A 26,860-nucleotide genomic window follows, 5' to 3' on the forward strand; every position below is an offset into this window, starting at 1 on the left:
CGATTAAGGCTCCGGCTTGGCGAGGTCAACGGACGGCGAATCGGCGAGCGGGTGCCGCGCATTGACCAATTCGATCAGGCGACGGCTGTCGACATGAGTGTAGATCTGGGTCGTGCCGATGTCGGCATGGCCCAGCATCGTCTGCAACGCTCGCAGATCGGCGCCGCCTTCCAAGAGGTGGGTGGCGAAAGCGTGGCGCAGGACGTGGGGGCTGATCCGGTCCGCCGGGATGCCTGCCTCGGCACCCAATGCGCGGATCAGCTGATAGAGGCGGACGCGGCTGAGATGGCTCTTGCCGGATGGGAAGAGCCACGGCTGGCCGGTGGGCACCAGCGCGCGCCAGCGTTCCACCGCCTGCAGGGCGCGGTCCGAGATCGGCACCAACCGCTCGCGCCCGCCTTTGCCCTTGAGGATCAGGAACGGCTGGTTCGGCCGGATCGCGGCGCGCGGCAGCGAGACCAGCTCGGTCGCGCGCAGGCCGGAGCCGTAGAGCAATTCCACCAGCGCGGCGGCACGGATATCCTCGGGCCGGGCGGGATCGGCGCAGCGGCGATCCAGCACCTCGAAAATGCGATCGACATCGCCGTGGCTCAATACCTTGGGGAGCGAGCGGCGTACCTGCCCCCTCGGCAGCGCGGCGGAGGGATCGTCGGCGCGGTCGCCCTCATCGATCAGGAAGCGGTAGAAGCGCCGCAGAGCCGCCGATTTCCGCGCGATCGTGGCGCGGGCAAGCGTCGCCCATTCCTCGCCGAGCTTGGCCAGACCATCGGCATCGGCGATTGCAAGCTTGCCCTCCAGCAGTGCGGAGGAGGCCCGCAAATCCGTCCCATAGGCCAGCAGCGTATTACGCGAGGCCCCCGCCTCGGCCGCCAGCGCCTCAAGGAAGCGCTCGATGGCGCGCGCGTCCTCCCCCTGGGCGAACGCGGCGCCGGGCCGGCTCACGACCGCATCAGGGCTTCGGCGGCGATCATCCGGGCCTCGGGCTCCAGCCCCACCGATCGGAGGTCGGCAATGATGTGGTAGAGGAAGACCGGCTGCACCTGGCTCCAGTCGCTGGTCTGCATGCCGACCGCCGCGAGCACCGCCACCGTCGCCGGCTCGCGCCGCGCCGCCGCTTGGTCGATCGCCTGCGTCCAGACGTTGCGGACGCCCATCGGCACGTCGAGCTTCTGCGCCAGATCCTGCGCATCGCTGGCCTTCAGGCGCCCCAGCGCCGCGAGGCTGACGTAGAGGAACTGCGCGCGCAGCTTGGCAGATCCGCGCCCACCCTCGCCGAAATCGGCGATGCGATCGGCGTCGATATCGACCACCGGGCGCGGGCTGCCCACCGCCATCAGCGCCCAGGCCTCGTCATCCTTGCCGCCGCGCACGACATCGGCCCAGCGCGCCGCCTGGATATCGAGCCCCGCCGACAGCATCGAGGCGACCAGCGCCGCGGTATCGGAGGCATAATCGCTCGACGGCTTGATCCGCGCCGCCGCCCGCGCGGTCAGGATGCGCGAAGCATATTGGGCGCGCTCGTCCTCCGGATTCGCCCACAGTGCGCGGAGCGCAGTGATGCGATCCGATTCGCTCTCCCCCGCATAGGCCTTGCGCAGGCGCCCGGCGGGGCTGTCGTCCATCGCATAGGGGTCGCCGCTCTCCGCCGCCTGGCTGAGGAAATCGACGAGATCGGCCGACGAGACCACGCCGAGCGTCGCCGCCACCTGCTCGGCCTTGAGCCGGGTCGCGACCGGCAGCATCGGCGCCCGCGCGCGCCAGCCCTGCATGGCGAGGCCGCCCTGATCGAGCAGGTAATCGGGGATGGTCAGTCCCAGCGCGCTGCCAAGGCCGAAGCGCCAGCTGGTCAGCTCGTTGACACTGGTCCACTGGATATCGGGGGCGCGCTTGGCGCTGGTGCCGGCTCCGACGACGCGCTCGGCCAGCGCGAGATCGATGCCGTCCGCAGCGCCCGGCAGCGAGCGGGCGCGATCGACCAAAGCCGAGGCGGTGCCGCCGTCATTCTGCAGCCCCGCGCACATCGCGCGCGCCAGCGGCCAGGTCGGCGTCGGCTTCGCGCCGTCGGCGGCGTCAGCCACCGGGCAGAGCGCGCCGGGATCGGCCGCCGCCAGCGCCGATTCCATCACCGCGTCATAATAACGCGGCGTCCCCTTGTCGGGATCGACCTTCTGGACGAGCAGGTGCGCCGAATCCGCCTCGCCCATGCGGGTGAGCAGCAGCGCGCGCTCGGCCACCCAGTCGGACGGATTCACGCCGCCCGGCGTGTCGATATCGGTGGTCAGCACGCGGCGCAGCAGCATCGACAGCCAGCGCGAGGCGATCGGCGCGTCGAGCCTCGCCAGCAGCGTCTTGAGATAACCGCCCGAGGTGGCGCCGAAGCCATCCTGCGCGATGCCGGTGACCGACGTGCTCAGGATGCCGATATGCTCGGTGGAACGACGGGCGAATTCCGGAATGTCCTGCTTCTGCAACGCCTCGGCGGCGGCTTCGGCGGCGTTGGCGGTATTGTCCGCTTCGTCCTGCGCGTTGGCGGCGGCATCGGCCTCGTCCTGCGTCGGCGGAGCGAGCGACAGGGTCGGCAGCTCCTGCACCTGATCGCTGTCGACGGGCGGCGCCGACGGCTGCGTCGGCTCGGCCGGCTGCGACCTGGGCGCGGGCGAACCGAAACCGGGCGGCAGAATCGATTGCGGAGACTGGCCGATCGCGACGGGAATGCCGATCGCCAGCACCAAAGTGCCGGCGGCGATCCCGGCGATCAGCTTAGTGCGCGGACGCATCGGCGCCGTTCAGCGTCACCACCTTCTCGACATGGTGCGGCGTCACATTGTGGTTGCCCCGCGACAGCCAGACGAGGCCGGCGACGATCAGGACGACGATGACGATCAGGGTGATGCTGCCGCGCGACATGGGGCTTTCTGCCTCGAGTAGAAAAAGATGACACAGACGAAGGAAGCGGGCTTTTGCCCCAACCGGTGCCCCTGTGTATAGCCCCGGCGCCATGCCGCAAAGCCCGCCTCCGCAACGACCTGCCCCGGTGCTGCCCCGTCCGCACCGGCCGATCGTGCTCGTCGGGCTGATGGGTGTCGGCAAATCGACCATCGGGCGCAGGCTGGCGGGGCGGCTGCACCTGCCTTTCGTCGATGCCGATCGCGAGATCGAGCAGGCAGCGGGCCTCTCCATCCCCGACATCTTCGCGCGTTTCGGCGAGGACGGCTTCCGCGACGGCGAGCGCCGCGTGATCGCCCGCCTGATCGACGGCCGGCCAAAGGTGATCGCGACGGGCGGCGGCGCCTTCATGAACGACGAGACACGCGCGCTCATTCTGGCGCGCGCGACCGCCGTGTGGCTGGATGCCGATATCGAGGTGCTGGTCGATCGCGTCGGCCGCCGCGACGACCGGCCGCTGCTCCACGGACGCGATGCGCGCGAGGTGCTGGTCGAGCTCTCGGCCAGGCGCAACCCGGTCTATGCGCTCGCCCCCATCCATGTCCGCTCCGAGCCGCTGCCGCACGATGCGACGGTGGACGCGATCTTGAAGGCGCTCGCCGCATGACTGTCGTTGCGGTTTCCCTGGGCGATCGCAGCTACGAGGTGGCGATCGAGGCCGGTGCACTGGCGCAGGCCGGCGAGCGACTGAAAGGATATGCGCGGGGCAGTCGCTTCGTCGTTGTCACGGACGAGAATGTCGCCGGGACACAGCTGCCGAAGCTGGCGGCCTCGCTTGAGGCGGCGGGGATGACGATCGAGCCGATCGTCCTGCCCGCCGGCGAATCGACTAAGAGCTGGGATCAGCTTTCAGCATTGTGCGATCGGCTGCTCAGACTCGGCATCGAGCGATCGGACAGCGTGATCGCGCTCGGCGGCGGGGTGATCGGCGATCTCGTCGGTTTCGCCTGCTCGATCCTCAAGCGCGGCTGCGGCTTCGTGCAGGTGCCGACGACGTTGCTGGCGCAGGTCGATTCCTCGGTCGGCGGCAAGACGGCGATCAACACGGCCGCCGGCAAGAACCTGATCGGCGCCTTCCACCAGCCGAGCCATGTGCTGATCGACCCCGACACGCTCGACACGCTGCCCCGCCGCGAAGTGGGCGCCGGCTATGCCGAGGTGGTGAAATACGGGCTGATCGACGATCCGGATTTCTTCGATTGGTGCGAGGCGAACGGCGAAAAACTGCTGGCCGGCGATCCGCAAGCGCGCACCCGCGCCATCGCCACCAGCATCGCCGCCAAGGCCCGCATCGTCGCCGCCGACGAGCGCGAGACGACGGGCGTGCGCGCGCTGCTCAACCTCGGCCACACCTTCGGCCACGCGCTGGAGGCGGAGACCGGCTTCGGTTCGCGGCTGCTCCATGGCGAGGGCGTGGCGTGCGGGATGGCGCTGGCGTTCCGCTATTCGGCGCGACTGAGGCTGTGCCCGGCGGGCGATGCCGAGCGCGTTTCAGCGCATCTGAAGGCGGCGGGCCTGCCCGTCACATTGGCGGAGGCCGGCGCCGATGCATCCGGCGAAACGCTGGTCTCGCACATGCTCCACGACAAGAAGATGGCGGGCGGCAAGCTGCCCTTCCTGCTCGCACGCGGGATCGGCAAGACTTTCCTCGCGAAGGACGTCGATCTGGCCGACGTGGCGCGATTTCTGGACGAAGAACGCAGTCTCTAAAATCCGTTCGGGCTGAGCCTGTCGAAGCCCTGCCCTTTCTTCATCCGCCACGGAAAGAAGAAGGGCAGCCCTTCGACAAGCTCAGGGCGAACGGACTTTTAGACCTTCGTGCGTGATGCCCCGATCGCGACGCTGAGCCAGCCCGTGATCATCCCCGCCGCGCCCAGTGGAGGCAACGCGCCCAGCCAGTGCGGCCCGCCCAGAGCCAGCGCATAGATCGGAAGCGCGAACAGCAGGCTGCCGACCACGAAGCACCAGCTCGCGAACCCGCCGAGCGGTCGCTGCAGAACCGCCACCGCCGCCACCGCATGGACCAGCTGGTAATGCGATCCGGTGCCGAACAGCTCGGCCGGATGCCCGGTCACGCCATGCACGCCGTATGCGCCCGCAACGATCGACAGCGCACCGGATAGCCCGGCCAGAACAGCCTGTCCCTTCATATATTCCCCCTCATGCTTCCGCCTGCTCGTCGAGCGCGTCGGGCGCCCGCCCCGGACGATACAACAGTGCCGAAGCCGTGGATGCCCGCAGCTCGCCCGCCTCATGCTGGGCGCGCAACCGCCGCAGGTCGCGTTCGCGATAATCCGCCTCGATCCGATCGATCTCGTCCCCCTCGACCCCCACGGTTTCGAGCGCCATCCGCCCCATCTTCACGGCGCTCTCCATTACTTCGCGCACGGCCTGCGGGGCGATACCGATCTTCTTGAGCGCCAGCACGTCGCGCCGATCGAAAACGCGCACCAGCAGGCGCGCGTGCGGAAAAGCCTCCTGCACCGCCTCCAGCACGTCGGTCGAGGGTTGCTGCTCGCCGTCGATGCAGAAGCAGATGAGCTCGGCCTCGTCCGCCCCCGCCTGCCGCAGCAGATCGAGCCGGGTGCCGTCGCCATAATAGACCTTGATCTCCATCCGGTCGCCGATGTCGATGATCTCGGTGTCGAGGTCGACGATGGTGAGCGACATGCCGTGCGCGAACAGCATCTGCGTCACGGTCTGGCCGAAGCGGCCGTAGCCGACGACGATCGCCTGCCCCTGCTCGGCCTCCTCCGGCCCGGCGATGCCGCGCAGCTTGGCGCCCGCCTCGTCGCCGCCGAAGCGCCGGGCAAGCGACATCAGGAACGGCGTGGTCGCCATCGACAGCGTCACCACGGCGGAGAACAGGCTCGCCGCCTGCGGCGCGATCAGGTAGGCGGCCTGCGCCTGGCCGAAGAGGACGAAGCCGAACTCGCCGCCCTGGCTGAGCAGCAGGCCGAGCGCGAAGGCGGATCGGGTCTCCATCTTCGCGATCTTGGCGATGCCGAACAGGACGAGCGTCTTCACCACGATCAGCGCGACGGCGATGCCCAGCACGAACAAAGGGCGCGTCGCGATCGCAGACAGGTCCAGCAGCATGCCGATGGTCAGGAAGAACAAGCCGAGCAGGATCGAGCGGAACGGCTCCACATCCGCCTCGATCTCGTGCCGGTAGGGCGAATCCGCCAGCATCACGCCCGCCACGAAGGCGCCGAGCGCGGTGGAGAGATGCAGCCACTCCATCAGCGCCGAGGCCGCCAGCACGGTGAACAGCCCGGCCGCCACGAACATCTCGCGCTCACCGAGATTACCGATCAGGCGGAGCGCGGGCGTCAGCACGTAGCGCCCCGCCAGCACCAGCGCGATGATCGCGCCCACCGTGTAGAGGCCGAGCAGCCAGCCCGGCGGCGCATTGTGATCGATCGGCGCACGGCTGAGCGCGGTGATGATCGTGATCAGCGGGATGATCGACAGATCCTGGAACAGCAGGATCGAGAAGGCGCGCTCGCCGAACTGGGTGTGGAGGCGCCCCTGCGAGCGCAGCAGCGGCAGTACCTGCGCGGTGGAGGAGAGCGCCAGCGGCAGGCCCAGCGCCAGCGCCGCCTTGGGGCTGAACCCCGCGAAGCCCCAGATCACGCCGGTGATGGCGAGGCCCGCCACCACCACCTGCGCGGTGCCGAAGCCGAAAATCTCGCGACGCAGGTCCCACAGCCGGCGCGGATTGAGCTCCAGCCCGACGAGGAACAGCAGCAGGGTGATGCCGATCTCGGCGATACCGAGCTTGCCCTGCGCGTCGCCGACGATGTCCAGCACCTGCGGGCCGACCAGCACGCCCGCGACCAGATAACCCAGCACCGCGCCGAGGCCGAAGCGGCGGAACAGCAGCACGGAGGGCAAGGCCGCGCCGAGCATGATCACGCCGTCGCGCAGCAGGTTGTCGGTGGGCGTCATGCCGCCTGCACCCGGCGGGCGTGGGATGCGGCCTCGGCCACCGCCTCGAAGGCGAGGCGGATCGAGGGGTGGCGCGCGGGATAGTCGCGCGCAGGCCCGAAGATTTCGAGGCCGGGCCAGTTCCCCGGATCATCGCGTGTTCCAGCGAGAAATGCGGTGATGGCATCGCGCGCCTCGGCCAACTCCTCGGCCGAGCGACCGATCGCATGCGCCCCCATCAGCGATGCCGACGCCTGCCCGAGCGCACAGGCTCTGATCTCCTGGCCCAGCGCGGCGATGCGTCCCTTCCCGTCCAGCACGACATCGACCGTCACCCGGCTGCCGCAGACCGGCGACCGCTTCTCGGAAGAGCCCTGCGCGTGGGCCAGGCGTGCGTGATGCGGAATGGAAGCGGCGAGCCGCAGGATGGTGGAATTATACAGCGCGGCCGACATGGCCCGAGAGATAGGCGACCGTTTCGGCCGCGTCACCCCTGCCCTTAGTTGGTCGGCCCTTCGACATTCTCCACACCGGCAGGCTCGCCGCGCCGTTTCGCGACCAGATCGTCGATCGCGTGGCGGCTGGCCTGCAGCAGCGAGATCGAGCGCGCCTCGCGCACCCAGTCAGGGCGCGGCGTCGTGCCGCCATAGCCGATGTCGTAGATCAGATTGCCAAACATGAAGAGCAGGGTCACCCCGATCAGACCCTTCAGCGCACCGAAACCCAAACCGAGCGTGCGGTCGATCGGCCCCAGCACCGAATCGCGCGTCCGCCGCCCGATCCGCTCCGCCACCATCCGCCCGCCGAAGAAGACGATCGCGAACACCAGCACGAAGGCCAGCAGCGACGCGCCGGACTTGGTGTGCAGCCACGTCCCCACGATCAGCGCGGCGGGCGTGTAGAAGAGCTTGAGCGCGATCACCACCGCCACCCAGGCGAACAGCGACAGCACCTCGGTCACGAAGCCGCGCAGCGCGCCGAGGATGGCGCCGCCGCCGACGAAGATCAGCACGAGGATGTCGAGGAGGGTCAGCGAATGCATGGTGGCGCGGAGGTAGGAGGTGCGGCGGCGAGGGTCAACGGAGCGGGTGGCGGCCCTTGCATTCCCGATGCTACCCCTCCGTTCGCCCTGAGGAGGGACTGAGCGAAGTCGAAGGCCCGTCTCGAAGGGTGTTGCGTGGCGCATGTGCTTCGAGACGCCGCTCCGACAAGCTCAGCGACTCCTCAGCACGAACGGAAGTTGTGAAGGGAGGTATTCCCGTGACCGAGCCGACCACCGACGAACCCGCCACCCCCACTTCGCCCCGCAACCGGCTCGACCTGATCCTCGCGCTCTGCGCGATCTTCATCTCGGCGGTGTCGCTGGTGGTCGCGATCCAGCAGAGCCGCACCGAGCGCAGCCTCGTCGCCGCGGACACCTGGCCCTATCTCCAGCGCATCCTCAACAACGAATATGACGGGCATCGCACGATCGCGATCGGCGTCTCCAACGACGGCGTCGGCCCGGCCAAGATCAAGAGCGTCGCGATGTTCTTCGACGGCAGGCCGGTCGCCTCCGGCATCGACCTGCTGCGCCAGTGCTGCGGGCTGGACACGGGCAAGCCGATCCCGCCGCAACTGCCCGGCGGCTTCGAAAGCTCGATCGTCGACGAGACGGTGCTGCGCGCCGGGCAGGACAATCCGATGCTCAAGTTCCACGAGGCGGAGGGAAGCTCGGCGGTGGTGGACAGGCTGCGCGCCTCGCTGCTCAAGATCAGCTTCAAGGCCTGCTATTGCTCGACGCTCGACCAATGCTGGACGAGCGACCTGCGCACGACGGCGATCACGCCGGTGGCGGAATGCAAGCCGCCCGAGCATCCGTTCGACCCGAACGGGCGGTGATCCTTCATCCTCCCTACGCGAAGCGTTGGGGAGGGGGACCGCTCGCGAAGCGAGTGGTGGAGGGGCAATGCGAAGCGTTCGAGGCATCCACAGTCGCTTGCGCGACGGCCCTCCACCATCCTTCGGATGGTCCCCCTCCCCATCTGCGATGGGGAGGATGAAGGGCAGACACACTTCGCCCGTAAAATCAGGACAGAGGGAGATTCACGGCCGGCGCGTCCTGCGCCAATGGCACCCGGTGCTGGACGGCTCGGGGTAAGCGAGTGCGGTTGGTAACCAAAACAGCCGCGTCCAGACTTTTGATTGGGGACCTGAAGCCCCTGCCCACGGTTGGCATGGCAGGGTGTCACGACGGTCCACGGTTACGTTCTCAGCGAAGCTTCGGCTTGATACCGGATGACTCCGCGCCGGCCGCCCGGAGACACGATGCGAGCATCGCGGACCCGGTTCCCATCCTTCGCCCCCGTGCGCTTCGGGTTTGAAGGATGCCGCGACTTATAACCTAAATGGTTCTCGATGTCAAGACCGGATCGAGCGCGCTATCGCCCTTGCGTCGATCGATGCTAGGCGGCGCCGAAAGGTGCGTATCGATGATCGCCATAGGCTGCCTGCTGCTCGTCATCCTGCCCATCGCCGGCTTCATGCTCGGCCTGTTCGTGTCGGGGATATCGATAGCGATCGGGCTGGCGGTGGCCGGCTTCGTCATCGCCGCCGCCGTCTGCTGCGTCACCGGCTACGCGCTCGCCAAAGCGGGGCGGCGGGCGTAGCGGCACGGCGCACGTCCGCAAATGGTGGAAAGCTGCCGTTCGCTAGTTTCGCGCGTCGATAGGACTTGGCTGCCATATGCCATGATGCGAGGCAGCTATCGAACCATCTCTATTTAGCGCATCAATCGTATAATCGTTTCGGCCAACAACATTCAGGCGATACGAGAAATCGCAATCTTTACCACCCCAGTCGATTCCGGGTCCCGGGGCGTTGCTCGAAATATAGTGGGCATCGTTATAATCGCCGCAAGATATTCGCATTCCAAGTTCTTTGAAACTGCGAGCATATCGGCCATGCTTGTAGTGGAATCGTCCCATATACATATCGATTGCGGCAAAATTTAATTGCACTGGCCCTGCATGGATGTGTGTGGCGGAAGCGCTCTGGCAAAACCAAGCGGCGACGACCAAGGCCGCGAGGGTTGCTGGTTGATGCTTTGGCGGTTGCTGCATAGCTAAAATCCCCTCGCTATGGCGAGGATAAGCGATCTGCCGAACGACGGCTACTGGGGCGATAGCCGCCCTCCAATAACCCTCATCCCCGCCCCAGCAGATGATCCACCAGCCGCCCCAGCGTCGGGAAGCGGCTCGGCGTGATGCTGCCCGCCTCGATGCTCCCCGCGCTCGGCACCAGCGCGCGTTCGAAGCCGAGCTTGGCGCTTTCCTTGAGCCGGATCGCGGCGTGGGCGACGGGGCGCAACTCGCCCGACAGCGAAACCTCGCCGAACGTCACCGCGTCGGCTGGCACCGGCCGCTCGGCCAGCGCCGAGACCAGCGCCGCCGCCACCGCGAGGTCGGCCGCCGGATCGGTGATGCGATAGCCGCCCGCGACGTTCAGATAGACCTCGGCGGTGGAGAAGCTGAGGCCGCAGCGCGCCTCCAGCACCGCGAGGATCATCGCGAGGCGCCCCGAATCCCAGCCGACCACCGCGCGGCGTGGCGTCGCGCCGCTCGCCAGCCGCACGGTCAGCGCCTGGATCTCGACCAGCAGCGGCCGCGTCCCCTCCAGCGCCGGGAACACCACCGCGCCGGCCACGCCCTCGTCGCGTTGCGTCAGGAACAAAGCCGAGGGGTTCGGCACCTCGCCCAGCCCGGCCTCGGCCATGGCGAAGACGCCGATCTCGTCGGTGCCGCCGAAGCGGTTCTTGATCGCGCGCAGGATGCGATATTGGTGGCTGCGCTCACCCTCGAAGCTCAGCACCGTGTCGACCATATGCTCGAGCACGCGCGGGCCGGCGATCGATCCGTCCTTGGTGACGTGGCCGACGAGGATCACCGCGCACCCCGTCTCCTTGGCGTAGCGGATCAGTTCCTGCGCGGAGGCGCGGACCTGGCTGACCGTGCCGGGGGCGCCCTCGATCATGTCGCTATGCATGGTCTGGATCGAATCGATCACCAGCAAGGCGGGCGGCCTGCCGCCGTCCAGCGTGGCGAGGATGTCGCGCACCGAGGTGGCCGAGGCGAGCTTCACCGGCGCATTGCCGAGGCCGAGCCGGCGTGCGCGCAGCCGCACCTGATCGGCCGCCTCCTCGCCCGAGATATAGGCGACGGGCAGGCCGCGCGTCGCGAGCTTCGCCGCCGCCTGGATCAGCAGCGTAGACTTGCCGATGCCGGGATCGCCGCCGATGAGGGTCGCCGATCCGGGAACGAGGCCGCAGCCGAGCGTGCGGTCGAACTCGGCGATGCCGGTCTGGGTGCGAGGCGGAAGGGCCACGTCGGCATCGAGCGCGACCAGCTCGATCTGGCGGCCGCCGCGACGCAGGTCATGCTTGGCGGCGAAGGCGGTGTTGGCGACGGGCGCTTCCTCCACCAGCGTGTTCCACTCGGCGCAATCGGTGCATTGCCCCTGCCAGCGGGGCGAGACCCCGCCACAGGCCTGGCAGACGAAGCGCTTGGTGGCTTTGGGCATAGGGTGTCCGGGCAGTTGAACGAAGCGGGAACATAGATGATCGAGTTGGGATCTGCCAGATCAAAACCTCTGTTCGTGCTGAGGAGCCGCTGAGCTTGTCGAAGCGGCGTCTCGAAGCACGTTGCGCGCTAAGCCCTTCGAGACAGGCCTTCGAGTTCGCTTCGCTCCGCTCAGTCCTTCCTCAGGGCAAACGGATGCTGAGTTCCTGCGATTACCCCTCGCTCACCGTGGCCTTCAGGCCGAAGCTGGCGGCGAGGTTCTTATGCCGCCGCTCCACCGCCTCGCCGTAGAGGGCGCCGTCGCCCTCGGCCAGGCGCAGCGCCACCGCGCCGTCGGCGATCCCGATGCCGCTCGACTTGAGCGGCGCCGCCACACCACCCGACAACCGCTGTCCCAGCCGCATCGCGAGACCCCAGCGGAGCGCCCGCACTCGGTCCTCCGGCGCGCAGAGCTTCGCGACGATCTCCGGCTCCCCGTCCGCGCCGAAGCTGGTGTAGAGCGCCTGCGCCATCATCGCGCGCCCTCGCGCGTCGATGCCGACCCAGTTGCCGTGCAGCGCCGTCTCCAGCCCGCGCTCGCCCCGGAACTCCGGATGCGCGCGCCAGCCCACGTCTGCAAGCAGGCAGCAGGCGTGGCGCAGGCGAGCCTCGTAGGCGCCCTCCTTCTTGAAGAGCGGCGCCATCCATTTGTCGAGCAGGTCGCCATGTTCGGGGAAGCGGCCGAGGCGGCGGCCCTCCTCGCGGGTGGCGTGGATCAGCGGATCGACGTCGCGGATGTCGGCAGGCAGGTTGCGGTGCAGGACACCCTCACGCAGGCCATAGGCGGAGGTGATCAGGCTCGCCGAGCCGAGCTCGCGCACCACGATCGCCAATAACGCGGCAGCGTCCGGCAGCGCATTGGCCCGCGATGTGGAGAGCGAATGCACCTCCTTCAACCGCGCCCTGTCGAGATGGGCGAGCGCGCGCACGACGCGCTGCGCGGTCTCCACCGGCATGGCGTAGCCGTGGACGATCGGCAGCGGATAATCGGTCATGTGCATGACCAGCCGGGCGAGCGCGCGCCACGATCCACCGACGAGGTAGAAAGGCAGGCCCGCGCCCTTGCCGTGCCAGCCCGCCTCGACGAGCATATGCTCGACCCGCTGGCGCAGCGCGCGCGGCCCTTTCTTGCGGATCTCGGCCACGCGCAGCACGCCCAATGGGAAGGAGGCGCGATCGTGGACCTTGCCGTCCTTCACCCGCGCCAGCTCGAGCGATCCGCCGCCGAGATCGCCGACGATGCCATCGGCCTCCGGGAAGGCGGCGAGCACGCCCTCGCCCGCCATCTCGGCCTCTTCTTCACCCGAGAGCACCGAGACGTCGAGCCCGATCCCGGCCGCGCGGGCGAGAAAATCGGTGCCGTTGGTGGCATCGCGCACAGCGGCGGTCGCGACGACGTGGAGGGTCGCCACGCCGATCTTTTCGGCGACGAGGCGGAAGCGCTCCAGCGCCACGAAGGCGCGCTCCACCGCCTGCGGATCGAGCGTGCCGGTGGCGGCGAGGCCCTTGCCCAGCCCCGCCATCACCTTCTCGTTGAACAGGATCGAGGGGATGCGCTGCGGCCCGTCATAGACGACGAGGCGAATCGAGTTGGACCCGATGTCGATGATGCCGACGCGCCCGTCGGCCCGATCCACGGTCTTGGAATCGGCTTCCTTGGGCAGGGCCGGGCGGAAGAGGAAACCGGGCTTCATGTCGGCGGAGAGTTAGCGGGATTTGCGCGGGCCGCAAAGGGGACGTGTTCGGTTGGGCGCTTCGGACCTTCGGGTGGGCCTTCACCGATCCTTCACGGTCTCCATCGCCACGAAGGTGGAGGTGCTCGCCACGTGCGGCAGGTTCGAGATCTTCTCGCCGAGCGCGATTCGGTAGCGGCGGATGTCGGCGGTGCGGACCTTGAGCAGATAATCGAAGCTGCTCGCCATCATGTGGCATTCCTCCACCTCGGGAATGCGGCGGACGGCGGCGTTGAACTCCTCCAGCGCCTTTTCGCGCGTGTCGGACAGCTTGATCTCGGTGAAGGCGACATGATCGAGGCCGAGCTTGGCCGGATCGGTGACGGCGCGGAAGCCGGTGATCACGCCCGTCTCGACCAGTCGCTTCAGCCGCACCTGGCAGGGCGTCTTGGAGAGGCCGACCTGCCGGGCGAGATCGGTCACGGTGATCCGCCCGTCATGCGCCAGCACGGCGAGGATCTTGCGATCGAACGAATCCAGTTCGACCGCCGAAGCGCCATTTTCCATATATGAAGCCCGATCCTAAGCCGAAATGAAGTACGATCGCCTGCGATCTAGCAGAAGATAGGTCAGATCGACATCGCCACCTCTGCTATATTCCGCGCATGACCGAACAGCCCCCCTTCGCCGCCTTCGCGCCCGCCATCCGCCGACCCTCGCCGCTGCGCGCTGCGATCACCGCCGCCTATCGCCGTGACGAGGCGGAATGTCTCGCCCCGCTGCTCGATGCGGCGACGCTCGACGCGGCGACCAAGGCCGCCGTCGCCGAAACCGCCCGCCAGCTCGTCACGACGCTGCGCGCCAACCACAAGGGCAGCGGCGTCGAGGGGCTGGTGCAGGAATACTCGCTCTCCAGCGAGGAGGGCGTGGCGCTCATGTGCCTCGCCGAGGCGCTGCTCCGCATCCCCGACGCCGCCACCCGCGACGACCTGATCCGCGACAAGATCGCGGAGGGCGACTGGGGCTCTCATCTCGGCGGCGGCAAGTCGCTGTTCGTCAACGCCGCGACCTGGGGCCTCGTCGTTACCGGCAAGCTGGTCGGCAGCGTCGACGATCGCGGGCTCGGCGCGGCGCTGGCGCGGCTGGTGGCGCGCGCGGGCGAGCCGGTGATCCGGCGCGGCGTCGATCTGGCGATGCGGATGATGGGCGAGCAGTTCGTCACTGGCGAGACGATCGCCGAGGCGCTGAAGCGCGCCCGCGAGCTGGAGGCCGAGGGCTTTCGCTACAGCTACGACATGCTGGGCGAGGCCGCGACGACGATGGCCGATGCCGAGCGTTATTATGTCGATTACGAGCGCGCCATCCACGCGATCGGCAAGGCCGCGAAGGGGCGCGGCGTGTACGAAGGCCCCGGAATCTCGATCAAGCTCTCGGCGCTCCATCCGCGCTATGTCCGCGCGCAGGCGGATCGCGTGATGGGCGAGTTGCTGCCCCGGGTCCGCAAGCTGGCGCTGCTGGCGAAGGGCTACGACATCGGCCTCAACATCGATGCCGAGGAGGCGGATCGGCTGGAGCTGTCGCTCGACCTGCTGGAAAGCCTCGCGCTCGATACCGAGCTCGCCGAATGGAACGGCCTCGGCTTCGTCGTGCAGGGCTATGGCAAGCGCTGCCCGGCGGTGATCGACTGGATCGTCGATCTCGCCCGGCGATCGAAGCGGCGGATGATGGTGCGGCTGGTCAAGGGCGCCTATTGGGACGCCGAGATCAAGCGCGCGCAGGTCGACGGGCTGGCGGATTTCCCGGTCTATACCCGCAAGGTCCACACCGACGTCGCCTATATCGCCTGCGCGCGGAAGCTGCTGGCGGCACCCGACGCGGTGTTCCCGCAATTCGCCACCCACAACGCCCAGACGCTGGCAACGATCTACCGCCTCGCCGGGCCGGATTTCGCGGTCGGCCAGTATGAGTTCCAGTGCCTCCACGGCATGGGCGAGCCGCTCTACGAGCAGGTGGTCGGCGCCGGGAAGCTCGACCGGCCGTGCCGGATCTACGCGCCGGTCGGCACGCACGAAACGTTGCTGGCCTATCTGGTGCGCCGCCTGCTGGAGAACGGCGCCAATTCCTCCTTCGTCAACCGCATCGCCGATCCGGCGGTGGCGATCGACGACCTGGTGGCCGATCCGGTCGATCAGGTGCGCGCCATGCCGCATCCCGGCGCGCGGCACGATCTGATCGCCTTGCCGTCGGGCCTCTATCCCGATCGCCGCAATTCGGACGGGATCGACCTCAGCGACGAGACGACGCTGGCGGCGCTCACCGCGAAGCTGCGCGAGAGCGCGACTATCTACTGGACGTCAGGCGCCGAAGGCACCGAGCGGCCGGTGCTCAATCCGGCCGATCATCGCGATGTCGTCGGGCGCGTGTTCGAGGCTTCGGCCGATCAGGCGAGCGCGGCCGTCGCGACCGCCGCGCGCTCCTCGTGGGGCGAGACTCCGGTTGCCGAGCGCGCCGCGATGCTCGATCGCGCCGCCGACGCCCTGCAGGCGCGCATGCCGATCCTGCTCGGGCTGATCGTGCGCGAGGCTGGCAAGTCGCTGCCCAACGCCATCTCCGAGGTACGCGAGGCGATCGATTTCCTGCGGTACTATGCCGCGCAGGCGCGCGAGACGTTCGGGATCAGCCAGGAGCCGCTCGGCCCGATCGTCTGCATCAGCCCGTGGAATTTCCCGCTCGCCATCTTCACCGGCCAGATCGCGGCCGCGCTGGTCGCGGGCAATCCGGTGCTCGCCAAGCCCGCCCAGGAGACGCCGCTGATCGCCGCCGAATCGGTGCGCCTGCTGCACGAGGCCGGCATCCCCGCCGATGCCCTCCAGCTGCTGCCCGGCGATGGCGCGATCGGCGCGGCGCTGGTGGGCGCGCCGGAGACGGCGGGTGTGATGTTCACCGGCTCCACCGAGGTGGCGCGCCTGATCCAGCGCCAGCTTGCGACGCGGCTCTCCCCCGCCGGCAGGCCGATCCCGCTGATCGCCGAGACCGGCGGGCAGAATGCCATGATCGTCGATTCCTCCGCGCTCGCCGAGCAGGTGGTCGCCGACGTCATCGCCTCGGCCTTCGACAGCGCGGGCCAGCGCTGCTCGGCGCTGCGCATCCTGTGCCTGCAGGAGGATGTCGCCGATCGCACGCTGACCATGCTCAAGGGCGCGCTCAAGGAGCTGCGGATCGGCCGCACCGACGCGCTCAAGGTCGATATCGGCCCGGTCATCACCGCCGAGGCCAAGGAGGGGATCGAGAAGCACATCGCCGCGATGCGCAAGGCCGGCGCGCATATCGAGCAGCAGGCGCTCCCCGGCGAGGCGATCAACGGCACCTTCGTCGCGCCGACGATCATCGAGATCCGCGACATATCCGAGCTGAAGCGCGAGGTGTTCGGCCCCGTGCTCCACGTCATCCGCTACAGGCGGGAGCGGCTGGGTGCGCTGATCGATGCCATCAATGCAACTGGTTACGGGCTAACCTTCGGACTCCATACTAGGCTTGATGCGACGATCGCGCATGTCACGTCGCGGGTGAAGGCGGGCAATCTCTACGTCAACCGCAACGTGATCGGCGCGATCGTCGGCGTGCAGCCGTTCGGCGGGCGCGGGCTTTCGGGCACCGGCCCGAAGGCGGGCGGGCCGCTCTATCTCGGGCGGCTGGTCGGCCAGGCGCCGGTGTTCGCGGCGCGCGCCGGGCATCTCGATTCGCCGATCCACGACTTCGCCGACTGGCTGGAAGCCGAGGGCGGGACGGAGAGCGCTGCGGTGGCGCGCCGCTATGGCGAGGCCTCGGCGCTCGGCGTCGATCTCACGCTGCCGGGGCCGGTCGGCGAGCGCAATCTCTACGCGCTGCACCCGCGCGGGCGCATCCTGATGCAACCCGCCACCCGCGCCGGCCTGTTCGAGCAGATGGCGGCGGTGCTCGCCACCGGCAATCGCGGTGCGGTGGAAGGAATGGCGCTGCCGGCCGGTCTCCCGGCGAACGTGGCGGCGGCGTTCCCGGCCCACTCCGCGGAGCCCTATGCGGCGGCACTGGTGGAAGGCGACGGCGAGGCGGTGCTCCGTACGGTGGCCGTGGCCGCGGCGCTGGACGGGCCGATCGTCTCGGTCCACGCCGCGCAGCCCGAACAACCGCTAGCCTACCAGCTCGACTGGCTGCTGGAGGAGGTCTCGACCTCGATCAACACGACGGCGGCGGGCGGCAATGCCAGCCTGATGATGATCGGGTGAGGTGGAAGCCCCCTTCCTGGAAGGGAAGGGAACGCGACCTTAAGCCCCGCCCCGCCGCAGCTTCAGCCGCGGCACGCCCTCGCTCTTCTTGAGCGCCGCCCCGCGGCCCGACAGCGACGGATTCGTCATAAAATAGCGGTGCAGGTTAAACGGTTTGCCGCCCGCATTGACGACACGATCATAGCTTCCATCGGGCTTCAGCACCCAGCTCTGCTCGGTGTCGATCAGGTTGGCGACCATCACCTGCCCCAGCACCTGCTCGTGCACCGTGGGGTTCTCGATCGGCAGCATGTACTCGACGCGACGATCGAGGTTGCGCGGCATCCAGTCGGCGGACGAGATGAATACCTTGGCTTCGGGGCTCGGCATCGCCTTGCCGTCGCCGAAGCAGAAGATGCGGCTATGCTCGAGGAAGCGGCCCACCACCGATTTCACCCGGATGTTCTCCGACAGCCCCGGCACGCCAGGCCGCAGGCAGCAGATGCCGCGCACGATCAGGTCCACCTGCACGCCCGCCGCGCTGGCGCGATACAGCTTCTCGATGATAGAGGGATCGACCAGCGAGTTCATCTTCGCCCAGATCGTCCCCGGCCGCCCGGCGCGGACATGGTCGATCTCGGCGTCGATTAGGTCGGACAGCTTCTCGCGCAGGCCGTGGGGCGAGATGGTGATCCGCTCCAGATCGTGCGGCTCGACATAGCCGGTGATGTAGTTGAACACCTGCCCCGCATCGCGCCCGATCTTAGGATCGGCCGTGAAGAAGCTGATATCCGTATAGATTTTTGCCGTCACCGGATGATAATTGCCGGTGCCGAAATGGCAGTAGGTGCGGAACGATCCGTTCTCGCGGCGCACCACCATGCTGATCTTGGCGTGGGTCTTCCAGTTGGTGAAGCCATAGACCACCTGCACGCCGGCGCGCTCCAGCTGGCTGGCCCACATGATGTTCTGCTCTTCGTCGAAGCGCGCCTTGAGCTCGACGACGGCGGTCACGGACTTGCCCGCCTCGGCTGCGTCGATCAGCGCGCGGATGATCGCGGACTGCTTGCCGGCGCGATACAGCGTCTGCTTGATCGCCACCACGTCCGGATCCTGCGCCGCCTGCTTGAGGAAGGCGATGACCACCTCGAACGATTCGTAGGGGTGGTGGACGACGATGTCCTTGTCTCTGATCGCGGCGAAGCAATCGCCGTCATGTTCCCGGATTCGCTCGGGAAAACGCGGCGTGTAGGGCGGCCATTTGAGGTCTGGCCGGTTCTCCTCGGTCAGCGCATCGAGATCGGCGATGCCGAGGAAGCCCGATGCCTCGGAGACGATCGCGCCCTGCCCCACCGCGTCGCAGACATGGGTTTCGAGATCCTGGGGCATACCCGCCTCCATGCGCAGGCGGATCACCCGGCCACGCCGCCGCCGCTTGATCGCGGTGTGGAAGAAGCGGACGAGATCCTCCGCCTCCTCCTCGATCTCGATGTCGCTGTCGCGGATGATGCGGAAGGCGCCGTCGCCGAGCAGTTCGTAGCCGGGGAAGAGGATGGCGGTGAAGCGGCGGATGATGTTCTCGATCGATACGTAGCGCGCCGCCTCGCCGGGCAGGCGCACGAAGCGCGGCAGCGTCGGCGGAATCATCAGCAGCTCGCGGATCGGCTCGCCGTCCGAGATGCGCTTGAGGTCGAAGATCAGGCTGAAGCCCTTGTTCGGGATGAACGGGAAGGGATGCGCAGGATCGAGCGCCTGCGGGGTGAGCACCTGCAGCACCTGGTCGCGGAAATATTCCTCCAGCCAGCGCGAGGATTCGGCGTCGACATCCTTGTTGCTGAGCACGCGGAAATCCTGCGCGGCCAGTTCGCGGCGCAGCTCGCGCCAGACGACCTGCTGGCGATGCATGAGCTTCTCGGCGCTTTCTCCCAGCGCGTCGAGCTGCTGCGTCGGCGTCAGGCCATCGGCGGAAAGCTGCTCCACCAGATTGATCTGCTGCCCGCGCAGGCCCGCCACCCGCACCATGAAGAATTCGTCGAGGTTCGCGCCGGAGATGGACAGGAAGCGCAGCCGCTCCAGCAGCGGATGCGCCGGATTGCAGGCCTCGTCCAGCACGCGCTCGTTGAAAGCCAGCCAGGAAAGCTCGCGGTTGAAATAGCGCTCGCGCGGGGCGACGGGCTCGACCGCGACCGCTTCGTCGTGCTGGCTTTGGACATCCGCAACAGCCTGTTCGATCGTTTCGGTCGTGGCCGGCGTGATGACCGGCGATTCTTCGTGGGTTTCGATCCGTTCGCTCATCCGTGACGGAATAGCGCGGTTTTCATGAATCGTCGATGACGCCGCCTTGTATTAGCGTCTCCCGCGCCAGCGGGATGGTGAGCCGATGGTGGCGCGTGAGCGAGGCCCGATCGAGCGCGTCCACCGCCGCGATGATGCCCACGTAGCTCCGCTCGATCCGCGCGCTTAGCCACGCGATCAGCGTCGGCGGCGCTGGCAGGCCGCGGTGCGCGAGGCCGCGTTCCAGCAATGCCGCCAGCAGTTCGTCGTCGGGCGGCAGGATCGCGACGCGTGGCGTGGCGGTGAGGCGCGAGGCGAGATCGGGCAGCGCGACCGCCCATTCCGGCGGCGCGGCGTCCGCCACGATCAGCAGTGGACGCCTTGACGTCATCGCCGAGTTCCAGGCGTGGAAGACCGTCTCCTCCTCCTGCTTCCACGCATCGTCGATCAGCCTGCCGCCGGTCTTCTGCGCGAACAGGCGGCCGAGCAGGCTGCGACCGGACTTGCGGGGGCCGGTCAGGATGGTGATCGGCACCGGCCAGAGCGCCCAATGCTCCAGATGCTTCGCCACGGCGGCGTTGGCGGCGGACAGGATGAACTGGTCGTCGCGCTCGTCCTCCGGCCAGTCCAGCGGGAGGGCGATCTGGCTCACGGCTTGGGCTGGGCCGATGGAGGCGCGGCGGGCGTCGCCGCCGGTGGGGAGGCCTGGCCGCCCCGCTTCATGGTGAGCGTCGCCCCGTCGCCTTCCAGTCGCCAGCCGCGCGCCTGCAGGCCGACCTTCAGCGCCGCGAGATCGCCATTGTAGCTGAGCGACAGCAAGGATGTTCCGCCGAGCGCGAGGCTCTGCACGCTGGCCGACTGCACGCCGGGAACGCTCTTCAGCGCCGACTGCGCCGCATCGAGCGCCGCCACGTCGGCGGTGTCGAGCTGGATCGTCGCATTGTTCTGGTCGATGCCGCTGATCACCGAGGCGAGCGGATCGTCGGCCGTCGTCGGCAGCAGGTCGTCGGTCGGCGTGTCCGGCTCCTCGATCGTGAGCGAGGGATCCGGCTTCAGGCTGCCCGCATTCAGCGCCTGGATATAGAGATCATCGACCTGCTTCACGCCCTGATCGAGCATCTTGTCGAGGCCCGCGCTGTTCGGCGCCACCAAGGAGAAGGTGCCGAGAACCTCCCCGTCCGGCCCGTGCCGCGCCACGAAGCGCGCCGCGATCGGCCCGCCGGGGAAGCGGCGCTGAAGATACACTTCCGGCGTCACGATGTCCGACGCGCCATATTGATCGAGCAGCGAGCGCCACCACAGGCGGCCGGGGCGCCGACTCTGGCCGATGTTGAGCAGCAGCGGGTCCGGCCCGTTGCCGTAGGGGCGGACATAATCGATCGGGCTCTGGCCCGTGCGGTAGCGCGCCCAGGCCTTCTGCCAGCTCGTCCGCTGCTCGAACGTCACCGGGCCGGCGCCGTCATATTCGACCGGGATCACCAGCATCGGCGCCGAATGCGGCGTGCCGCTCGTCGATCCGATCATCTCGCCGGTGCGCGCGCGGTCGAACAGGATACCGAGCGTCGCGATATAGCGGTGCGGGCCGACCTGCTCCTGCTCCACCTCGATCCCCGCGACGATCGAATCGAGCGTCGAATCGGGGACGCCGGGCGCCGCATCGGGGCCGAGGCCATGCATCCGGCCCCACAGCACCTTCCAGCCCTTGCGCTGGGCGAGCCGCCACGCGGCGGTGCGCGCCTCGTCCGCGCTCTTGCCGGCGACGTCAACCTGCACGCCCGTCACCTCGTAGTTGGACGAGCTGTCGATCGGCGCGACGCCGCGATCGCCCGGCGCCAGCTGCGCGATGGCGTACCAGCCGCCCGCGCCCGCCAGCACCACGCCCAGCGCGATCAGCGGAGCGCGCCAGCGGGGCTTGGCGATGACGAATTGGGTAGGGTCGACAGGCTTCACGATCGCCCTTCTGGCGGGTTGGGCATGGAAATCCAAGTAGGATGTCGCTACGGGCCGCGCATGAGCGACGACAAGAGCTATACCTACGCGCAGGCGGGCGTCTCCATCGCGGCCGGAAACGCCCTCGTGAAGGCGATCGGCCCGTTGGCCAGATCGACCCGCCGGCCGGGCGCGGATGCCGAGCTGGGCGGCTTCGGCGGCTTTTTCGATCCCAAGGCGGCGGGATACAAGGATCCGTTGCTGGTGGCGGCGAACGACGGCGTCGGCACCAAGCTCAAGCTCGCGATCGATAGCGGGCGGCATGACGGCGTCGGCATCGATCTCGTCGCGATGTGCGCCAACGATCTGGTCGTGCAGGGCGCCGAGCCGCTCTTCTTCCTCGACTATTTCGCCACCGGCAAGCTGGAGGGCGGCGTCGCCGAGCGCGTCGTCGCCTCGATTGCGGAGGGCTGCATCCAGGCCGGCTGCGCGCTGATCGGCGGCGAGACCGCCGAGATGCCCGGCATGTACGCCGACGGCGACTATGATCTCGCCGGTTTCTGCGTCGGCGCGGTGGAGCGCGGCGAGCAGCTGACCGGCGACAAGGTGGCCGACGGCGACGTCATCCTCGGCCTCGCTTCCACCGGCGTGCATTCGAACGGCTATTCGCTCGTGCGCAGGCTCGCCGCCGACAAGGGCTGGAAGCTCGACCGCCCCGCTCCGTTCGACATCGAAACCCTGCTGATCGACGCGCTGCTCGCGCCGACGCGCATCTACGTGAAGAGCCTGCTGCCGATCGTGCGGACCGGCCACATCCACGCCATGGCGCACATCACCGGCGGCGGCCTGCTGGAGAACATCCCGCGCGTGCTGTCGGAGGGTTTGCATGCCTTCATCGATGCCGACACCTGGCCGCAGGCGCCGATCATGGGCTTCCTGCAGGCGCAGGGCCGGATCGAGCCGGAGGAAATGGCGCGCACCTTCAACTGCGGCATCGGCATGGCGGTAGTGGTGAACCCGGTGGACGTGGACTACGTCACCACCGAGCTTGAGCGCGCGGGCGAGACGGTCCACCGCATCGGGCGGATCGAGAAGGGTGAGAAAGGCTGCACCGTCTCCGGCAGCGACGAGACCTGGGCCAAGCGCGAGGCATGGTCCGCGACCCATAATGCCTAACCTCGCTAGACATGCGTAACTCTTCCCCGTTCGCACTGAGCCTGTCGAAGTGCGTGACACGAAGCGCCGCGCTCGCTGCACGTCCTTCGACTTCGCTCAGGACGAACGGGATATGAGTGGCGGGGTGAAGACGAGGGTCGCCGTCCTGCTCTCCGGGCGCGGCTCCAATCTCGAGGCGCTGATCGAGGCTGGGCAGGATGCCTACGAGATCGTCCTCGTCGCCTCCAACGTCGAGGACGCGCCGGGCCTCGCCATCGCCCACGCCGCCGGTATCGCCACTTTCGCGCACGCCCACCAGGGCCTCAAGCGCGCCGAATTCGATGCGCTGATCGACGCGCAACTGCGTGCCCAAGATGTCGAGGCTGTCGCTCTCGCCGGCTACATGCGCATCCTCTCCGAAGGCTTCGTGGAGGGCTGGGCCGGGCGGATGCTCAACATCCATCCCTCGCTGCTGCCGCTCTACAAGGGCCTCGACACCCACGCCCGCGCGATCGAGGCGGGCGACCATTTCGCCGGCTGCTCGGTCCACATCGTCACGACGGGCCTCGACGACGGACCGGTGATCGCGCAGGCGCGCGTGCCGATCATGCCGTGGGACACCCCGGACACCCTTGCGGCGCGCGTGCTGATCGAGGAACATCGCCTCTATCCGCGCGCTCTCGCGGAGTATGTGAGGATGCTGTGACTCCGCTCGATCAACTCCGCGCGATCTGCATGGAACAACCCCGCGCGACCGAGAAGATCTCGCACGGCATGCCCGTCTTCTTCATCGAGAAGGGCAAGACCTTCGCCTGGTACAGCGAAAACCACCACGGCAACGGCATCACCGCCGTGCTGGTGAAGACCTCCGGCCCCGACGAGCAGGATGCGCTGGTCGAGATGGATCCAGAGCTGTTCTACAAGCCCGCCTATCTCGCGCCATCGGGCTGGATCGGCATCCGCGTCGACACCGGCGACACCGACTGGAGCCAGATCGAGGCTCGGATCGAGCAGAGCTGGGCCTATGCCGCCACACCCCGCCTGAGAGAGCAATTCGGCCGATGAGTGAGATTCCCGAGACGCCCATGGAGCGCGCCCGCCGCAAATCCCGCCTGCGCTGGATCACGCTGGGCGAGGCGGTGGCGGTGGCGGCGGTACTCATCTCCGGTCTCGGCCTCTGGATGAACTATCAGGATCGCCGCGACGCCCGCGCCGACAAGCAGGCCGAAGTCGCCAAGAGTGCGACGCACGCGCCGTTCCATCTGAAGGCGGAGGCGAACAGCTCAGGCTCCTCGCTGACGCTGGCGCCGATCAGTGCGGACGACGTGATCCAGGGCCAGACGATCCGCTTCCCGCCTTCGTTCGGCCTCTCGCCGGTGACGACGACCAGCGACGCGCGGATCGACGCGGACTGGTTCGCCAGCGCGCTCAAGGCGGACCGCAAGAAGCGCGAGCTGCCCGACGAGACGGCCGGCGACGAGCGCGTGCCGGTGATGATCGAGACGGACTATCTGGCCAATGGCGAGACCGCCAAGGCGCGATCCTATTACGACATTGGCTACGCGCTGGAAGGCCACTTCCTCGGCGGCGCGAGCGTGAAGCTGCGCGGCCTGTCGCTGATCGGCGTGGCGGCGACGCAGGACACGCCGGCGGACCAGCGGCTCGCGGGCCTGTGGGCGTTGCGCGCGGGCAAGGTCAAGGAAAAGAAATAGAAAATCCCCTCCCTGAAAGGGAGGGGTTGGTGTGGGTTCGTCACTGGATAGGAATGAGCCCGCCTCAGGCGAACCCACCGCCGTTCCCTCCCTTTCGGGGAGGGGAGAAATTACCCGACGATCTCTTCGGGCTTGAAGAAATACGCGATCTCGGTCGCGGCATTCTCCAGGCTGTCCGAACCGTGGACGGTGTTCGCCTCGATCGATTCGGCCAGTTCCTTGCGGATCGTGCCCGGCTCGGCGTTGGCAGGATTGGTCGCGCCCATCACTTCGCGGTTGCGGGCCATGGCGTTCTCGCCCTCAAGCACCTGCACCACGACCGGGCCGGAGATCATGAACGAGACGAGCTCGCCGAAAAAGGGCCGCTCCTTGTGGACGGCGTAGAAGCCCTCGGCCTGCTCCTGGGTCATGTGGATGCGCTTGGAAGCGACGACGCGGAGGCCGGCCGCCTCCAGCATTTTCGTGACGGCGCCGGTCAGGTTGCGGCGGGTCGCGTCGGGCTTGATGATCGAGAAGGTGCGTTCGGTCGTCATGGCCGAGCGGGCTCCATATTATGAGGGGTTGGAAGTTGGGCGCCCCTCTAGGCGGCTGCGCGCCGGGAGGCAAGCCCGGCGCCGCGCCGCGCTCCCGCCACAATCCATGGCCAGCTAGGATGCGTCATCGCCTCGGGGGTCCGCATGCCCGGTTTCGCGTTGCTGCTGCTCCAGGCCTCCTTGGCCGCGACCGCCGATCCCCATGCGCTGCTGCTCCAGCCCGTGCCGGCGCGACAATGCCGGGCCGACGGCAGCGATATCCTCGTCTGCGCGAAGGATCGGGATGCCTACCGCCTGCACGGGGCCGGTCCCGGCATCGAGCCGACCGTGCCGACCAAGGCGGAATGGCGGCTGTTCGGCGACGCGACGGCGAATGCGCACGGCGTCGAGCGGGGCGTACCGGGTGGCGGCGGCGCGGCGCCCGCCGCGGTGGTGACGGTGACGGTGCCCTTCTAGGCCACCTGCCGCCAGCGGCCCTCTTCCTGCCGCCAGTAGCGCGGCTCGACGCCCTCGCGCCCTTTCAGGCCGCGCCAGGCGGTGCGCGCCGCATCGATCGAGCCGTCGTCGAAGAAATGGAAGGCACGATCGAAACCCAGCGCCTCCTCGCGCCACAGCCCGTCGACGATCGCCACGTTGCGCGCGGCATTGGCGGGCTCGGGCGAGGCGGAGATCAGGATCGGCTGGTCTGCCCCGACAAGGCCGTGCGGCAGGAAGCTTTCGACCGAGGCGGTCCACAGCCCCTCGTCGATCGCCCTGGCCTGCGCGTCGTCGCCCGTGACGACCAACAGCCGCCCGCCGCCCGCCAGCACGCGCGTCGCGATGCTGGCGAGGACGGCGGGCAGCGGATCGCGGCCCAGTTGATAGAAATCCACCTGCATCGCCACCGCCTAGCCGACGATGGCGGTCGCCGGAAGGGCTGCGCTCAGCCCTTCACCACCGAGGCGGTGTAGATCTGGTCGATCGCCTTGCCGAGCACCGCGTCGAATTCCTCGTCGCTCTGGCCGTGGCGGAGATCCTCCAGCAGCGCGCGCGAGAAGCTCGCGATCATGCCGTGATTGTGGCTGAGATGCTCGCACGCCTCGTCGCACGAAAATCCGCCCGACAGTGCCACCACGCGCGCCACGCGATAGTGCCCGACCAGCGGTGTGTAGGTATCCGCCTTGGCCGGGATCGAGAGCTTGAGCATCACCTGCTTGTCGCCGGTCAGCGCATCTAGGCCCTTGGTGAGCTCTTCCAGCAGGATCGCCTCGATCGCCTCGCGATCCGGCGCCTTGATCGAGACTTCCGGCTCCAGGATGGGGATCAGGCCATGAGCGATGATCTGCTCACCGATCTCGAACTGCTGCTTGACGATCGCGGCGATGCCCTCGCGGTTGGCCGACTTGATCACCGAGCGCATCTTGGTGCCGAACACGCCGAGCTTCACCGCGCGGGCGAGCAGATCGTCGAGGCCGGGCATCGGCTTCATCAGCTGGACGCCATTCGCCTCGTCCTCCAGCCCCTTGTCCATCTTGAGGAAGGGGACGACGCCGCGCTTCCACAGAGCGGTCGGCACGGGGAGGCCGTCCGCCTGCCCGTCCATCGTCTTCTCGAACAGGATGGCGCCGAGCACCTTCTTGCCGTTGAACGACGGCGCGGTGATGATGCGGACGCGCATCTCGTGGATAAGCTCGAACATCCTGGCGTCGTCGCCGGCGAACTGGTCCTCCGGCACGCCATAGGCCTTGAGCGCGCCCGGCGTGGACCCGCCGCTCTGGTCCAGCGCGGCGATGAAGCCCGCCCCGCTCACCATCTGCGCCATCATGATCGGATCGGTCATCGTCGCCCCGCTTTCTAGAGATTTGTGCGCTGCGATATAGGGTTGCCCGA

The 26,860-nt window shown here is 68.2% G+C and carries 26 protein-coding genes; 10 read left to right on the forward strand and 16 right to left on the reverse strand.

What is annotated here, in order from left to right; genetic code table 11:
* Positions 1 to 3: 3 nt before the first annotated feature.
* Genes HZF05_RS03850 through HZF05_RS03860 form a run of 3 tightly spaced genes read right to left on the reverse strand, consistent with a single transcriptional unit; the run spans position 4 to position 2,907 of the window.
* Entirely contained in the window at positions 4 to 942 is a 939-nt protein-coding gene (locus HZF05_RS03850) for a tyrosine-type recombinase/integrase (protein ID WP_160366367.1), read from the reverse strand.
* Positions 939 to 2,777, reverse strand: a complete 1,839-nt coding sequence (locus HZF05_RS03855; protein WP_160366368.1) for a hypothetical protein — start codon at positions 2,775 to 2,777, stop codon at positions 939 to 941. The genes HZF05_RS03850 and HZF05_RS03855 overlap by 4 nt, the downstream gene beginning before the upstream one ends.
* Entirely contained in the window at positions 2,761 to 2,907 is a 147-nt protein-coding gene (locus HZF05_RS03860; protein WP_160366369.1) for a hypothetical protein, read from the reverse strand. Before HZF05_RS03860 ends, HZF05_RS03855 begins: the two co-directional genes overlap by 17 nt.
* A 91-nt stretch (positions 2,908 to 2,998) precedes the next feature.
* On the opposite strand from HZF05_RS03860, the gene HZF05_RS03865 reads away from it, so the two are divergent.
* The gene (locus HZF05_RS03865; protein ID WP_160366370.1) at positions 2,999 to 3,553 is read left to right on the forward strand and encodes a shikimate kinase; all 555 of its coding nucleotides are present in this window, start codon (positions 2,999 to 3,001) and stop codon (positions 3,551 to 3,553) included.
* Entirely contained in the window at positions 3,550 to 4,656 is a 1,107-nt protein-coding gene (aroB, locus tag HZF05_RS03870; protein WP_160366371.1) for a 3-dehydroquinate synthase, read from the forward strand. The genes HZF05_RS03865 and aroB overlap by 4 nt, the downstream gene beginning before the upstream one ends.
* A 98-nt stretch (positions 4,657 to 4,754) precedes the next feature.
* Here aroB and HZF05_RS03875 read toward each other — a convergent pair whose 3' ends face one another.
* Genes HZF05_RS03875 through HZF05_RS03890 form a run of 4 tightly spaced genes read right to left on the reverse strand, consistent with a single transcriptional unit; the run spans position 4,755 to position 7,918 of the window.
* The gene (locus tag HZF05_RS03875; protein WP_160366372.1) at positions 4,755 to 5,096 is read right to left on the reverse strand and encodes a DUF423 domain-containing protein; all 342 of its coding nucleotides are present in this window, start codon (positions 5,094 to 5,096) and stop codon (positions 4,755 to 4,757) included.
* 10 nt (positions 5,097 to 5,106) lie between these two features.
* Positions 5,107 to 6,897, reverse strand: coding sequence for a cation:proton antiporter domain-containing protein (locus HZF05_RS03880; protein ID WP_160366373.1), 1,791 nt, complete (start codon positions 6,895 to 6,897; stop codon positions 5,107 to 5,109).
* On the reverse strand, positions 6,894 to 7,331 hold the full coding sequence (locus tag HZF05_RS03885) for an iron-sulfur cluster assembly scaffold protein (RefSeq protein ID WP_160366374.1): 438 nt from the start codon (positions 7,329 to 7,331) through the stop codon (positions 6,894 to 6,896). Before HZF05_RS03885 ends, HZF05_RS03880 begins: the two co-directional genes overlap by 4 nt.
* 44 nt (positions 7,332 to 7,375) lie before the next feature.
* Positions 7,376 to 7,918 (reverse strand): CvpA family protein, encoded by a 543-nt coding sequence (locus HZF05_RS03890; RefSeq protein WP_181638788.1) that lies wholly within the window; start codon positions 7,916 to 7,918, stop codon positions 7,376 to 7,378.
* 218 nt (positions 7,919 to 8,136) lie between these two features.
* Between HZF05_RS03890 and HZF05_RS03895 the strand changes: the two genes are divergently transcribed.
* Positions 8,137 to 8,757: a hypothetical protein gene (locus HZF05_RS03895; protein WP_160366375.1), complete on the forward strand. Its 621-nt coding sequence runs from the start codon at positions 8,137 to 8,139 to the stop codon at positions 8,755 to 8,757.
* Between the two features lie 590 nt (positions 8,758 to 9,347).
* The gene (locus tag HZF05_RS03900; RefSeq protein ID WP_181638789.1) at positions 9,348 to 9,524 is read left to right on the forward strand and encodes a hypothetical protein; all 177 of its coding nucleotides are present in this window, start codon (positions 9,348 to 9,350) and stop codon (positions 9,522 to 9,524) included.
* A gap of 535 nt (positions 9,525 to 10,059) precedes the next feature.
* Here HZF05_RS03900 and radA read toward each other — a convergent pair.
* The 3 genes from radA to HZF05_RS03915 form a co-directional block, all read right to left on the reverse strand.
* On the reverse strand, positions 10,060 to 11,433 hold the full coding sequence (gene radA / locus HZF05_RS03905; RefSeq protein ID WP_160366376.1) for a DNA repair protein RadA: 1,374 nt from the start codon (positions 11,431 to 11,433) through the stop codon (positions 10,060 to 10,062).
* Between the two features lie 211 nt (positions 11,434 to 11,644).
* Entirely contained in the window at positions 11,645 to 13,165 is a 1,521-nt protein-coding gene (locus HZF05_RS03910; RefSeq protein WP_181638790.1) for a Ppx/GppA family phosphatase, read from the reverse strand.
* 81 nt (positions 13,166 to 13,246) lie between these two features.
* Positions 13,247 to 13,711, reverse strand: a complete 465-nt coding sequence (locus HZF05_RS03915) for an Lrp/AsnC family transcriptional regulator (RefSeq protein WP_160366377.1) — start codon at positions 13,709 to 13,711, stop codon at positions 13,247 to 13,249.
* A 98-nt stretch (positions 13,712 to 13,809) separates the two neighbouring features.
* Between HZF05_RS03915 and putA the strand changes: the two genes are divergently transcribed.
* Positions 13,810 to 17,409, forward strand: coding sequence for a trifunctional transcriptional regulator/proline dehydrogenase/L-glutamate gamma-semialdehyde dehydrogenase (gene putA / locus HZF05_RS03920; protein WP_160366378.1), 3,600 nt, complete (start codon positions 13,810 to 13,812; stop codon positions 17,407 to 17,409).
* A 39-nt stretch (positions 17,410 to 17,448) separates the two neighbouring features.
* Here putA and HZF05_RS03925 read toward each other — a convergent pair whose 3' ends face one another.
* Genes HZF05_RS03925 through HZF05_RS03935 form a run of 3 tightly spaced genes read right to left on the reverse strand, consistent with a single transcriptional unit; the run spans position 17,449 to position 21,612 of the window.
* Positions 17,449 to 19,683, reverse strand: coding sequence for an RNA degradosome polyphosphate kinase (locus tag HZF05_RS03925; RefSeq protein ID WP_160366379.1), 2,235 nt, complete (start codon positions 19,681 to 19,683; stop codon positions 17,449 to 17,451).
* A gap of 22 nt (positions 19,684 to 19,705) precedes the next feature.
* Complete coding sequence (locus tag HZF05_RS03930; RefSeq protein ID WP_160366380.1) at positions 19,706 to 20,314, reverse strand: HdaA/DnaA family protein; 609 nt, start codon at positions 20,312 to 20,314, stop codon at positions 19,706 to 19,708.
* On the reverse strand, positions 20,311 to 21,612 hold the full coding sequence (locus tag HZF05_RS03935) for a heavy-metal-associated domain-containing protein (RefSeq protein WP_343046826.1): 1,302 nt from the start codon (positions 21,610 to 21,612) through the stop codon (positions 20,311 to 20,313). Before HZF05_RS03935 ends, HZF05_RS03930 begins: the two co-directional genes overlap by 4 nt.
* Before the next feature lie 60 nt (positions 21,613 to 21,672).
* On the opposite strand from HZF05_RS03935, the gene purM reads away from it, so the two are divergent.
* The 4 genes from purM to HZF05_RS03950 all read left to right on the forward strand — a co-directional run bounded on the left by purM (position 21,673) and on the right by HZF05_RS03950 (position 24,458).
* Positions 21,673 to 22,767 (forward strand): phosphoribosylformylglycinamidine cyclo-ligase, encoded by a 1,095-nt coding sequence (purM, locus tag HZF05_RS03940; RefSeq protein ID WP_160366381.1) that lies wholly within the window; start codon positions 21,673 to 21,675, stop codon positions 22,765 to 22,767.
* 124 nt (positions 22,768 to 22,891) lie between these two features.
* Entirely contained in the window at positions 22,892 to 23,452 is a 561-nt protein-coding gene (gene purN / locus HZF05_RS21735) for a phosphoribosylglycinamide formyltransferase (protein WP_343046827.1), read from the forward strand.
* A gap of 29 nt (positions 23,453 to 23,481) precedes the next feature.
* Positions 23,482 to 23,811: an MmcQ/YjbR family DNA-binding protein gene (locus HZF05_RS21740; protein WP_246331551.1), complete on the forward strand. Its 330-nt coding sequence runs from the start codon at positions 23,482 to 23,484 to the stop codon at positions 23,809 to 23,811.
* The gene (locus HZF05_RS03950) at positions 23,808 to 24,458 is read left to right on the forward strand and encodes a hypothetical protein (RefSeq protein ID WP_160366382.1); all 651 of its coding nucleotides are present in this window, start codon (positions 23,808 to 23,810) and stop codon (positions 24,456 to 24,458) included. Before HZF05_RS21740 ends, HZF05_RS03950 begins: the two co-directional genes overlap by 4 nt.
* A 110-nt stretch (positions 24,459 to 24,568) precedes the next feature.
* Here the strand turns inward: HZF05_RS03950 and ndk are convergent, their stop codons facing one another.
* Positions 24,569 to 24,991 (reverse strand): nucleoside-diphosphate kinase, encoded by a 423-nt coding sequence (gene ndk / locus HZF05_RS03955; protein ID WP_160366383.1) that lies wholly within the window; start codon positions 24,989 to 24,991, stop codon positions 24,569 to 24,571.
* Positions 24,992 to 25,135: 144 nt separating this feature from the next.
* Here ndk and HZF05_RS03960 point away from each other — a divergent pair, with 144 nt between their 5' ends.
* On the forward strand, positions 25,136 to 25,447 hold the full coding sequence (locus tag HZF05_RS03960) for a hypothetical protein (protein ID WP_160366384.1): 312 nt from the start codon (positions 25,136 to 25,138) through the stop codon (positions 25,445 to 25,447).
* Here the strand turns inward: HZF05_RS03960 and HZF05_RS03965 are convergent.
* A complete protein-coding gene (locus HZF05_RS03965; protein ID WP_160366385.1) occupies positions 25,444 to 25,869 on the reverse strand; it encodes a DNA polymerase III subunit chi in 426 nt (141 codons plus the stop codon). The two genes, HZF05_RS03960 and HZF05_RS03965, sit on opposite strands and share 4 nt — an antisense overlap.
* A 44-nt stretch (positions 25,870 to 25,913) precedes the next feature.
* On the reverse strand, positions 25,914 to 26,810 hold the full coding sequence (locus tag HZF05_RS03970) for a fructose bisphosphate aldolase (RefSeq protein WP_160366386.1): 897 nt from the start codon (positions 26,808 to 26,810) through the stop codon (positions 25,914 to 25,916).
* Positions 26,811 to 26,860: the final 50 nt, after the last annotated feature.

It is taken from the genome of Sphingomonas chungangi (assembly GCF_013778325.1).
Lineage (GTDB): Bacteria > Pseudomonadota > Alphaproteobacteria > Sphingomonadales > Sphingomonadaceae > Solisphingomonas > Solisphingomonas chungangi.

Excerpts from the sequence above, each read along its gene's own strand:
- ndk (WP_160366383.1), bottom strand. The coding sequence starts at position 24,991 with ATGACGACCGAACGCACCTTCTCGATCATCAAGCCCGACGCGACCCGC.
- HZF05_RS03915 (WP_160366377.1), bottom strand. The coding sequence starts at position 13,711 with ATGGAAAATGGCGCTTCGGCGGTCGAACTGGATTCGTTCGATCGCAAG.
- HZF05_RS03910 (WP_181638790.1), bottom strand. The coding sequence starts at position 13,165 with ATGAAGCCCGGTTTCCTCTTCCGCCCGGCCCTGCCCAAGGAAGCCGAT.
- HZF05_RS03890 (WP_181638788.1), bottom strand. The coding sequence starts at position 7,918 with ATGCATTCGCTGACCCTCCTCGACATCCTCGTGCTGATCTTCGTCGGC.
- HZF05_RS03925 (WP_160366379.1), bottom strand. The coding sequence starts at position 19,683 with ATGAGCGAACGGATCGAAACCCACGAAGAATCGCCGGTCATCACGCCG.
- HZF05_RS03965 (WP_160366385.1), bottom strand. The coding sequence starts at position 25,869 with ATGCAGGTGGATTTCTATCAACTGGGCCGCGATCCGCTGCCCGCCGTC.
- HZF05_RS03950 (WP_160366382.1), top strand. The coding sequence starts at position 23,808 with ATGAGTGAGATTCCCGAGACGCCCATGGAGCGCGCCCGCCGCAAATCC.
- HZF05_RS03855 (WP_160366368.1), bottom strand. The coding sequence starts at position 2,777 with ATGCGTCCGCGCACTAAGCTGATCGCCGGGATCGCCGCCGGCACTTTG.
- purM (WP_160366381.1), top strand. The coding sequence starts at position 21,673 with ATGAGCGACGACAAGAGCTATACCTACGCGCAGGCGGGCGTCTCCATC.
- HZF05_RS03875 (WP_160366372.1), bottom strand. The coding sequence starts at position 5,096 with ATGAAGGGACAGGCTGTTCTGGCCGGGCTATCCGGTGCGCTGTCGATC.
- HZF05_RS03860 (WP_160366369.1), bottom strand. The coding sequence starts at position 2,907 with ATGTCGCGCGGCAGCATCACCCTGATCGTCATCGTCGTCCTGATCGTC.
- HZF05_RS21740 (WP_246331551.1), top strand. The coding sequence starts at position 23,482 with ATGGAACAACCCCGCGCGACCGAGAAGATCTCGCACGGCATGCCCGTC.
- HZF05_RS03885 (WP_160366374.1), bottom strand. The coding sequence starts at position 7,331 with ATGTCGGCCGCGCTGTATAATTCCACCATCCTGCGGCTCGCCGCTTCC.
- HZF05_RS03880 (WP_160366373.1), bottom strand. The coding sequence starts at position 6,897 with ATGACGCCCACCGACAACCTGCTGCGCGACGGCGTGATCATGCTCGGC.
- HZF05_RS03970 (WP_160366386.1), bottom strand. The coding sequence starts at position 26,810 with ATGACCGATCCGATCATGATGGCGCAGATGGTGAGCGGGGCGGGCTTC.
- putA (WP_160366378.1), top strand. The coding sequence starts at position 13,810 with ATGACCGAACAGCCCCCCTTCGCCGCCTTCGCGCCCGCCATCCGCCGA.
- HZF05_RS03900 (WP_181638789.1), top strand. The coding sequence starts at position 9,348 with ATGATCGCCATAGGCTGCCTGCTGCTCGTCATCCTGCCCATCGCCGGC.
- HZF05_RS03960 (WP_160366384.1), top strand. The coding sequence starts at position 25,136 with ATGCCCGGTTTCGCGTTGCTGCTGCTCCAGGCCTCCTTGGCCGCGACC.
- aroB (WP_160366371.1), top strand. The coding sequence starts at position 3,550 with ATGACTGTCGTTGCGGTTTCCCTGGGCGATCGCAGCTACGAGGTGGCG.
- HZF05_RS03865 (WP_160366370.1), top strand. The coding sequence starts at position 2,999 with ATGCCGCAAAGCCCGCCTCCGCAACGACCTGCCCCGGTGCTGCCCCGT.
- radA (WP_160366376.1), bottom strand. The coding sequence starts at position 11,433 with ATGCCCAAAGCCACCAAGCGCTTCGTCTGCCAGGCCTGTGGCGGGGTC.